Source organism: Mesobacillus sp. (assembly GCF_049588175.1).
Taxonomy (GTDB): Bacteria; Bacillota; Bacilli; order Bacillales; family Cytobacillaceae; genus Mesobacillus.
In genome coordinates this window covers 1-8,873 of the sequence record NZ_JBAVFI010000704.1, presented here as the reverse complement: position 1 = coordinate 8,873, position 8,873 = coordinate 1, and the positions used below count along the sequence as shown (strand labels likewise).

Sequence of the window (8,873 nt, the reverse complement as noted above, 5' to 3'; positions counted from 1 at the left end):
GAGTGAAGCGACGAGGATGCTTAGCGCCAGCCCCTAGAAGAATTTGCTTATGAAAAAGCCGGCAGTTGGGCTTTATCATAATTCTTCCGCGGAAAGCGAAGCGCCTGGAACGAAAATCAACAGCCTTGTTTAACAGTAAAAAAGCTTGATCGAGCAAACTGCAACAAACCACTTTTTGAAAGAAGAAATCATCAAGGCTTACTTCACAAACTTGCAGCAAGCCAATGCGAAAACCAACAGCAAAGAATAATGCGGTATGCGCGTGAGGAGGATTACAATGGTGCGGGGATCTACTTCGGAAGATCAGATAACATGGGACAAATGGGTGCAATCCCGTGATCCGGATGCAGGTAATTTACTGATAAAAAAATATATGCCGCTTGTATCCTATCATGTGCAGCGAATATCGGTAAATCTTCCAAAAAGCGTTTCAAGGGATGATCTTAAAAGCCTTGGAATGATTGGCTTGTATGATGCTCTTGAAAAATTTGATCCAAAACGGGATTTGAAATTTGATACATATTCTTCGTTTCGCATTCGTGGAGCCATTTTAGATGGGTTAAGAAAAGAAGATTGGCTTCCAAGAAGTACGAGGGAGAAAGCGAAAAAGATTGATGCTGCAATTGAAAAGCTGGAACAGCGTTATATGCGCAACGTAACAGTAGAGGAAATTGCACAGGAATTAAATATGGATGAAGGTGAAATTTGCATCACCATCAATGAACACTTTTTCGCTAATGTTCTTTCAATCGATGAACAGCCTAATGACCATGATGACCGTGACAATCAATCCTTTTCCATTAAAGATGAAAAATCGGAAATTCCAGAGGAAAAGCTAATTAAAGCTGAAATGATTGAAGAAATGACGGCAATGGTATCTCAATTAAATGATAAAGAACAGCTTGTTCTAAGTTTGTTTTATAAAGAAGAATTGACACTTACAGAAATAGGTCAGGTTATGGATTTATCTACATCCAGGATTTCTCAAATACACTCTAAAGCAATCTTCAAATTAAGGAAATGGCTAGAGAAAGTGTAAAAGGGCAGGCAGGAGATAAAGATGGTAAAAGCATTCGAGGTAAAGCTGACAAAGGACCGATTGACAGCAGTGCTGGATTTAAAGGATCACGAAAAGATAGAATTGGTTTCCCCCGACAGTCTCACAGAGCTGTTAATGGAAAATCACATCACAGTTGGAGTATTGCAGGATGTATTGGATTCAGTAGCTTCCAATCCTTCCTCCGTAAAATATCCCATTACTGTTGCAGAAGGAAAGCCAGCGTTAAATGGTGAAGATGCATATTTGCGCAATGAAATAAAAGAGATGAATCATGCAGATAAGGAAGCTTTCAATTTTCGCGTCGTCCTTCATATACCGTCAGTTACAAAAGGCCAGCTCCTTGCAACCGAGATTCCAGCTGGTGAGGGGATAGATGGTCTTGATGTAACAGGGCGGCAGATTCGTGGCAGGAAAGGCCGTCCTCTGAGAATCAAGGCAGGTAATAATGTTTTGTATAAATCAGGCAAGTTTTATTCTATGATAGACGGCAAGGTCAGCATTACGAATACATCAATCTCCGTTAACCCGGTTTTTGAGGTCAAAGGTGATTTGGATTTAAAAACAGGGAATCTTGATTTTGTTGGAAATATCACAATTAGAGGGAATATACCTAGTGGATACGAGCTCAAGGCTGGTGGAGACATCTGGGTTCATGGCCTGGTGGAAGCATCGTCACTGCAAGCTGCTGGCAATATCATCATTCACGGCGGAGTGGCCGGCGGCATGAAAGGAAGTATATCAGCAGGCGGCAATGTACTCGTTAATTACCTTAATCAGGCGAATGTTAAAGCGGGACAAGATGTGATTGTTAAAACATCAATCCTCCACAGCAGGGTGACCGCAGGCGGAAATGTTGACTGCAGGACAGGAACTTTGATTGGCGGCACTATTTCTGCAGGAAGAAATATTTTCGTTAAGGGATTAGGGAATGAACTGTTTACAAAAACAGAGCTGGCAGTAGGTTGGGATCCGACACTGGAAAAATCAGAACTGGAAACGGTCCAGTCTATCGAGAAAGCAAAAGCAAATATCCAAAAACTTACTGAAATAGAAGTGAAGATTACTGAAATTGTTAAACAGACAGGTAAACTTACAGAGGAGCAGCAAGGGATGATCAGTAAGCAGCGAGCCACTAGACTGAGCATAGAAAACAGCTTATTAGATCTAAGTGATGAACTACACGTCCTGCAAGCTGAAAAACAAGATCGCTTAAACTCGACGTTAATGATTTTTGATAGAGTTTTTCCGAATACCAAGGTGTATTTTGGGAAGTACGCCCAAGTGACAAACCAGGTATACAAGCAGGTTAGGTTTAGCCTGGAAAATAGTGAAATCAGCATCCATCCACTAGCAGAAGCAGAAAAAGTCAGCCATTAAGGAAGTGACAGGATGAGCCTCAAGGCAATCGAAATGCAGATTGCACTTCCGAGGACACAGGATGCCGGCAAGATTCAGGAACAACTTCAGCAGCGTGGGCAGCATCTTCAGGAACATGCCGCACAAAGTGTAAAAAAGGAAGATGAACTAAAACGCAAAACAGTGATCAAGAATAACCAAAAGCAAGAAACACGTCTTAATAAAGATGATAGATCTTCAAATCATAATCAGGAACAAAGTAATCCGGACAAAAAGAAAAATAGCGAAAACCACAACAAACAGCAGAATCATCCCTATAAGGGAAAGGTAATTGATTACAGCGGATAGAGGGATGTTATGACCACTTTTCTACTACTCCTAAGCCTCACACTAAACGCAGCAGCCATCTTCGCAATTATCCTTTTATATCTAAGGCAAAACAGGCTTGTTGAAGCAGAGAAAAAACAGGGAAGAATCATTGGGGAAATTGAAGAAGTATTTTCCTCGTACCTGCTGGAGATAAAGGAAGAAAACGAAAAATTCATCGAAAATATCAAGTCTACGAATAAAGTTAGAAAAAACGAAATCGAAATTGATAGCCAAATACATCCAAAATCAATCAATCCGGATTTTGAACCCTACAATAGCCCTGACAAAGAACAAGAGGAGGAACTCCGCCCGAGAATGGGCAGAGGAGTTTCCTATCATACAGCAAAGAAAGCCTACCAGCAGAATAGCGAACCTTCGTCAGTGAAGGCAAACGAGGCAGAAAGCAACTTGGAAGATGATCTGCACATCATAGATGATTCCTCAGAATTGCAGCAATTAAGCTTTATCGACCAAGTCTTTCAGAAGAAAAATCAAGGATTATCCATTGAGGAAATTGCGCGGGATCTTCATAAAGGCAAAACGGAAATAGAACTTTTGCTTAAATTTCGTCAAAATAAGTAAGAATAACTTGATTGGCAGTTTTATATATGCTATATTATTTCATGGTGTTAATACACACGTTCATTGATTTGGCCATCTGGTGCTGTTTCGACAGTTGCTGGCTGAAGATGACATGAACGGAGGAAATCAAAACCATTAGGAGGAAACAACATGTCAGTAATTTCTATGAAGCAACTGCTTGAAGCTGGTGTACACTTCGGTCACCAGACTCGCCGTTGGAACCCAAAGATGAAGAAGTATATCTTCACTGAGCGTAACGGCATCTACATCATCGACCTTCAAAAAACAGTTAAGAAGGTAGACGAAGCTTACAACTACGTGAAAGAGCTTGCTGGTAACGGCGGAACTGTTCTTTTTGTAGGAACTAAGAAACAAGCTCAAGATTCTGTTAAAGAAGAAGCAGCTCGTTCTGGTATGTACTATGTTAACCAACGCTGGTTGGGTGGTACTTTAACAAATTTCGAAACAATCCAAAAGCGTATCACACGTCTTAAGAACATTGAAAGAATGTCTGAAGACGGAACTTTTGAAGTACTTCCTAAGAAAGAAGTAGTTCAATTGAAGAAAGAGCAAGAGCGTTTAGAAAAATTCTTAGGCGGAATCAAGGACATGAAGGGCCTTCCAGATGCTCTTTTCATCATTGACCCACGCAAAGAGCGCATTGCTGTTGCTGAAGCTCGTAAATTAAACATTCCTATCGTTGGAATTGTTGATACAAACTGTGATCCGGACGAAATCGACGTAGTTATCCCTGCGAACGATGACGCAATCCGCGCTGTTAAATTGCTAACTGCTAAAATGGCTGACGCTATTATCGAAGCTAAGCAAGGCGAAGAAACTACAGAAGCTGTAGAAGCTTAATTTGAAAAAGGTGATATAGGGAAGCGCCCTTTATCACCTTTTTTTAAGACTTGGCTCGATAAAAGGTTATTTATTAGAGCCAAAGTCTAATAATCCTTTATAACTCCTGTTAAGGTTTATATTGGCTAAATGAAGTTAAAATTAAGTATAGTTACATAATCATGATTCTAGGAGGAATTTCATTATGGCAATTACTGCACAAATGGTTAAAGAACTACGTGAAAAAACTGGCGCAGGTATGATGGACTGCAAAAACGCACTTACTGAAACAGATGGTGATATGGACAAAGCGATCGATTACCTTCGTGAAAAAGGTATCGCTAAGGCTGCTAAGAAAGCTGACCGTATTGCTGCTGAAGGAACAACTTACATCCTTGCAGAAGGTAATGAAGCTGTAATCCTTGAAGTGAACTCTGAAACAGATTTCGTTGCAAAGAACGAAGGCTTCCAAGTACTTGTTAAAGAACTTGCTGAGCACCTTCTAAAAAACAAGCCGGCATCTGTTGAAGAAGCAAACGCTCAAACAATGGAAAACGGTGCAACAGTTGAAAGCCACATCAATGCTGCTATCGCTAAAATTGGTGAAAAGCTTTCACTTCGCCGCTTTGAAATCAAGACTAAAACAGATAATGATGCATTCGGTGCATACCTTCACATGGGCGGACGCATTGGCGTATTAACTGTTCTTGAAGGAACTACTGAAGAAGCAGCTGCTAAAGATGTTTCTATGCATATCGCTGCATTAAGACCTAAATATGTATCTCGTGACGAAGTTTCTCAAGAAGAAGTTGAACACGAGCGCCAAATTCTTACTCAACAAGCTCTTAACGAAGGCAAGCCAGAAAACATCGTTGCTAAAATGGTTGAAGGCCGTCTGAGCAAATACTTCGAAGATGTTTGTGTTCTGGACCAGACTTTTGTTAAGAACCCAGATCAAAAGGTACGTCAGTTCGTAGAATCAAAAGGCGGAACTGTACGTGAGTTCACTCGTTACGAAGTAGGCGAAGGCATCGAAAAGCGTGAAGATAACTTTGCTGAAGAAGTAATGAACCAAGTTAACAAGAAATAATTATTACTAGCCTATGTAATTGCAGGGAACACTTTGTGTTCCCTGTTTTTGGACATAGCTTTAAAAATTACATATGGAGGTACCCTATGACCAGCCCAAAATACAAAAGAGTTGTTTTAAAGTTAAGTGGAGAAGCTTTAGCCGGAGAACAAGGATTTGGCATCAATCCGTCGGTAATCAAAAATGTTGCAGACCAGGTAAAAGAGATTGCGGAGCTTGGTGTTGAAGTCGCTGTTGTAGTAGGCGGAGGAAATATCTGGCGAGGTAAAATCGGTGAAGAAATGGGAATGGACAGAGCGACGGCAGACTATATGGGCATGCTCGCAACGGTCATGAATTCCCTTTCTTTACAGGACAGCCTGGAACAAGCAGGGATCGAAACAAGGGTTCAAACTTCTATTGAAATGCGCCAGGTGGCGGAGCCTTACATCAGAAGAAGAGCAATCAGGCATCTAGAGAAAACGCGCGTTGTCATTTTCGCAGCAGGGACAGGAAATCCATACTTCTCAACGGATACCACAGCTGCGTTACGTGCAGCCGAAATTGAGGCAGACGTAATCCTGATGGCGAAAAATAATGTTGATGGAGTATATTCTGCAGACCCGCGGGTTGATAAGAATGCAACTAAATATGATGAACTATCCTATTTGGATGTTTTAAAGGAAGGCTTAGCTGTTATGGATTCCACAGCTTCATCATTATGCATGGACAATGATATCCCATTAATTGTTTTCTCAATCATGGAAAAAGGTAATATCAAAAGGGCAGTAATGGGAGAAACAATCGGAACAATTGTGAGGGGGAAAAACTAATGCCAAAACAAGCAATTGCTAATGCAAAAGAAAGAATGACAAAAGCGATTCAAGCTTATACTCGCGAACTGGCCAGCATTCGTGCCGGCAGAGCCAGCGCCTCTCTTCTTGACAGAATCCAGGTTGATTATTACGGAGCACCTACTCCAGTAAACCAGCTTGCAGGTATTTCCGTACCTGAGGCTCGTCTGCTTGTAATCCAACCTTATGACAAGACAATTCTTGGAGAAATTGAAAAAGCGATTTTGAAATCTGATCTAGGATTGAATCCGTCAAATGACGGTTCGATCATTCGACTTGCTATTCCTCAGCTTACAGAAGAACGCCGGAAAGATCTTGCGAAGCTTGTGAAAAAGGAAGCAGAAGATGCGAAAATTGCTGTCCGCAATATTCGCCGAGATGGCAATGAAGATTTGAAAAAGCTGGAGAAAAACGGTGAAATCACCGAAGATGATCTGCGTGGCTACTCTGATGACATTCAAAAAATGACTGATGAACACATCGCAAAAATCGATCAAATTACAAAAGAAAAAGAAAAAGAACTATTGGAAGTATAATTTTGGCTTGAATTTAGCCGGCTTCTAGTAGGTCTGCTTCCACACTATTCATCATTTACGAAAACCCTCTGTTTTCCAGGGGGTTTTTTCTCTTTACATATATTCACTAGAAAAGGACTAAGCTTCCGGCATAAAAGATAGACTATAATAATGCTGGTTCTTATTCTTTATCACATAACATGTACATAATCTTTATGTAAGGCTCTTTCTGCATAAAAAGAATGGGATAAACCGAATTAAAACAATTGCTGGATTCCATCCATTTATAGAGATATCTTTTTTCTTTTTTGGTATGATAGTGGCATGCGGAATAAGCAGTGATTAATAAGAAATTTCATTAAATGTTTTTCTTCGAGAGTTGTCCAGCTTTAGCGCCTGATCTTAAATGTTCCATTCAGGCGTTTACGCTTTTCTGATCGGAGCTAAAGATTATCTTTTGGGGGAGCTGTCCTAATGTTAAATAAAATGAATCTATGGAAGAACCAGAATAATTCTTCCAGTCTCCGAGATCGTATTCATCAAATTAAAGACCATGAAGTACCTTCCCATGTAGCTATAATTATGGACGGGAATGGTCGATGGGCCAAAAAGCGTGCTTTGCCTCGAGTCGCTGGCCATCATGAAGGTATGAAGGTTGTACGAAAAATTACAAAACTTGCAAGCGAACTTGGTGTTAAGACTCTCACAGTATATGCTTTTTCAACTGAAAACTGGAAACGACCGAAAATGGAAGTTGATTTTCTTATGAAACTGCCAGAAGAATTTCTGGGAACTTTCCTGCCCGAACTGATTGAAGAAAATGTACGGGTTGAAATGATTGGCTATATGGATAAGCTTCCAGAGCACACCAGGAGAGCAGTTAGTAAAGCGATGGAGGATACAAAGGGAAATACAGGGCTGATCCTCAATTTTGCGCTTAACTATGGGAGTCGTGCAGAAATTCTAGATGGTGTCAAGAGAGTCTTGGCTGATGTTGAAAGTGGTATAATGAAGGAAGATGAACTAACCGAGGAAGTTTTCTCTTCCTATTTAATGACAAAAGAGCTTAATGATCCAGACTTATTAATCAGGACAAGCGGAGAAATCCGTTTAAGTAATTTTATGCTATGGCAGCTTGCGTATTCAGAATTCTGGTTCACGGATGTTCTGTGGCCTGATTTTAACGAAGAGCATTTTGTTGAAGCAATTGAAGCATTCCAAGGCCGCCAGAGGCGTTTTGGAGGAGTATAAAAAAGGTGTGAATGAATAGATGAAGCAGAGAATCATTACAGCAGTCGCAGCAGCAGCTGTTTTTCTTCCAATCGTTATATTTGGAGGCTGGCCATTTATTGCAATGGTTTATCTTATCGCTTCCATTGCTTTATATGAAGCCCTAAAAATGAGGAAGTTAAAACTGTTTTCAGTTTCTGGAATTATATCATTATTACTACTATGGATTTTCATGATTCCAGAGCAGTACCAGGGCATCTTTGATAGCTTAAGTTATGCAAAATCAGAGCTCTTCCTTCTTGGTGTGCTTTTATTTTTGACCTACACAGTCATTACCAAGAACCGTTTTACATTTGAGGATGTAGCATTTTCGATTCTGTCCGTATTATATGTTGGACTAGGCTTTTTCTTTTTCATTGAAACTAGAGAAGCGAGTTTAACGTACGTGTTCTATTCACTGTTCATGATATGGGCTACTGATTCTGGAGCATATTTTATCGGGCGGGCGTTTGGCAAGAATAAACTTTGGCCGGAAATCAGCCCGAATAAAACGACTGAAGGCTTTTTTGGAGGCGTACTATCCGCATTAATTGTTGCAGTATTGTTCAGTGTTTTTGCTGACATGGAAGTATCCGCTATCCTGCTGATTGCTGCAACAGCATTCTTATCCGTATTTGGACAAATCGGAGACCTTGTGGAGTCAGCTATGAAAAGGCATTATAATGTGAAAGACTCCGGCAATATTTTGCCAGGACACGGCGGAATGCTTGACCGTTTTGACAGCTTGCTGTTTGTATGGCCGTTAATCCATCTTTTCCATTTGCTATAGGTCTTTAAGTGAATTTTGTTGTTGATTACACTTGATATGACAACACTGTCGATGTGGAATTAAGAAACCAATGCGAAAAGACACATCTGTCTTTTTAAATTAGGATTTGTTGGAGGCCAATGTTGTTTTTTAGCACCTGACGCCCCGCGGAAAGCGAGTGCCTGGAGCG

General features: G+C 40.5%; 10 protein-coding genes. All 10 read left to right on the top strand.

Going from position 1 to position 8,873, the window contains the following annotated elements; translation table 11 throughout:
- Window positions 1–280: 280 nt before the first annotated feature.
- The 10 genes from WB217_RS17175 (at window position 281) to WB217_RS17130 (ending at window position 8,704) form a co-directional block, all read left to right on the top strand.
- Entirely contained in the window at window positions 281–1,039 is a 759-nt protein-coding gene (locus tag WB217_RS17175; RefSeq protein ID WP_423994505.1) for a FliA/WhiG family RNA polymerase sigma factor, read from the top strand.
- A gap of 21 nt (window positions 1,040–1,060) precedes the next feature.
- Entirely contained in the window at window positions 1,061–2,437 is a 1,377-nt protein-coding gene (locus WB217_RS17170; protein WP_423994504.1) for a FapA family protein, read from the top strand.
- A 12-nt stretch (window positions 2,438–2,449) separates the two neighbouring features.
- The gene (locus WB217_RS17165) at window positions 2,450–2,764 is read left to right on the top strand and encodes a hypothetical protein (protein WP_423994503.1); all 315 of its coding nucleotides are present in this window, start codon (window positions 2,450–2,452) and stop codon (window positions 2,762–2,764) included.
- A gap of 9 nt (window positions 2,765–2,773) precedes the next feature.
- Window positions 2,774–3,367 (top strand): hypothetical protein, encoded by a 594-nt coding sequence (locus tag WB217_RS17160; RefSeq protein WP_423994502.1) that lies wholly within the window; start codon window positions 2,774–2,776, stop codon window positions 3,365–3,367.
- A gap of 150 nt (window positions 3,368–3,517) precedes the next feature.
- A complete protein-coding gene (rpsB, locus tag WB217_RS17155) occupies window positions 3,518–4,228 on the top strand; it encodes a 30S ribosomal protein S2 (protein WP_423994501.1) in 711 nt (236 codons plus the stop codon).
- Between the two features lie 184 nt (window positions 4,229–4,412).
- Window positions 4,413–5,297, top strand: coding sequence for a translation elongation factor Ts (gene tsf / locus WB217_RS17150; RefSeq protein ID WP_423994500.1), 885 nt, complete (start codon window positions 4,413–4,415; stop codon window positions 5,295–5,297).
- 86 nt (window positions 5,298–5,383) lie between these two features.
- On the top strand, window positions 5,384–6,109 hold the full coding sequence (gene pyrH / locus WB217_RS17145; RefSeq protein WP_335427582.1) for a UMP kinase: 726 nt from the start codon (window positions 5,384–5,386) through the stop codon (window positions 6,107–6,109).
- A complete protein-coding gene (gene frr, locus WB217_RS17140; protein ID WP_423994499.1) occupies window positions 6,109–6,666 on the top strand; it encodes a ribosome recycling factor in 558 nt (185 codons plus the stop codon). The genes pyrH and frr overlap by 1 nt, the downstream gene beginning before the upstream one ends.
- 453 nt (window positions 6,667–7,119) lie before the next feature.
- A complete protein-coding gene (locus WB217_RS17135) occupies window positions 7,120–7,896 on the top strand; it encodes an isoprenyl transferase (RefSeq protein WP_423994498.1) in 777 nt (258 codons plus the stop codon).
- A gap of 19 nt (window positions 7,897–7,915) precedes the next feature.
- Window positions 7,916–8,704 carry a phosphatidate cytidylyltransferase gene (locus tag WB217_RS17130; protein WP_423994497.1) on the top strand — a complete coding sequence of 263 codons (789 nt, stop codon included), beginning with the start codon at window positions 7,916–7,918 and terminating at the stop codon, window positions 8,702–8,704.
- Window positions 8,705–8,873 lie beyond the last annotated feature (169 nt).

Coding starts and splice junctions, on each gene's coding strand:
- WB217_RS17135 (WP_423994498.1), top strand. CDS start 7,120: ATGTTAAATAAAATGAATCTATGGAAGAACCAGAATAATTCTTCCAGT.
- WB217_RS17160 (WP_423994502.1), top strand. CDS start 2,774: ATGACCACTTTTCTACTACTCCTAAGCCTCACACTAAACGCAGCAGCC.
- rpsB (WP_423994501.1), top strand. CDS start 3,518: ATGTCAGTAATTTCTATGAAGCAACTGCTTGAAGCTGGTGTACACTTC.
- pyrH (WP_335427582.1), top strand. CDS start 5,384: ATGACCAGCCCAAAATACAAAAGAGTTGTTTTAAAGTTAAGTGGAGAA.
- WB217_RS17130 (WP_423994497.1), top strand. CDS start 7,916: ATGAAGCAGAGAATCATTACAGCAGTCGCAGCAGCAGCTGTTTTTCTT.
- WB217_RS17165 (WP_423994503.1), top strand. CDS start 2,450: ATGAGCCTCAAGGCAATCGAAATGCAGATTGCACTTCCGAGGACACAG.
- frr (WP_423994499.1), top strand. CDS start 6,109: ATGCCAAAACAAGCAATTGCTAATGCAAAAGAAAGAATGACAAAAGCG.
- WB217_RS17170 (WP_423994504.1), top strand. CDS start 1,061: ATGGTAAAAGCATTCGAGGTAAAGCTGACAAAGGACCGATTGACAGCA.
- tsf (WP_423994500.1), top strand. CDS start 4,413: ATGGCAATTACTGCACAAATGGTTAAAGAACTACGTGAAAAAACTGGC.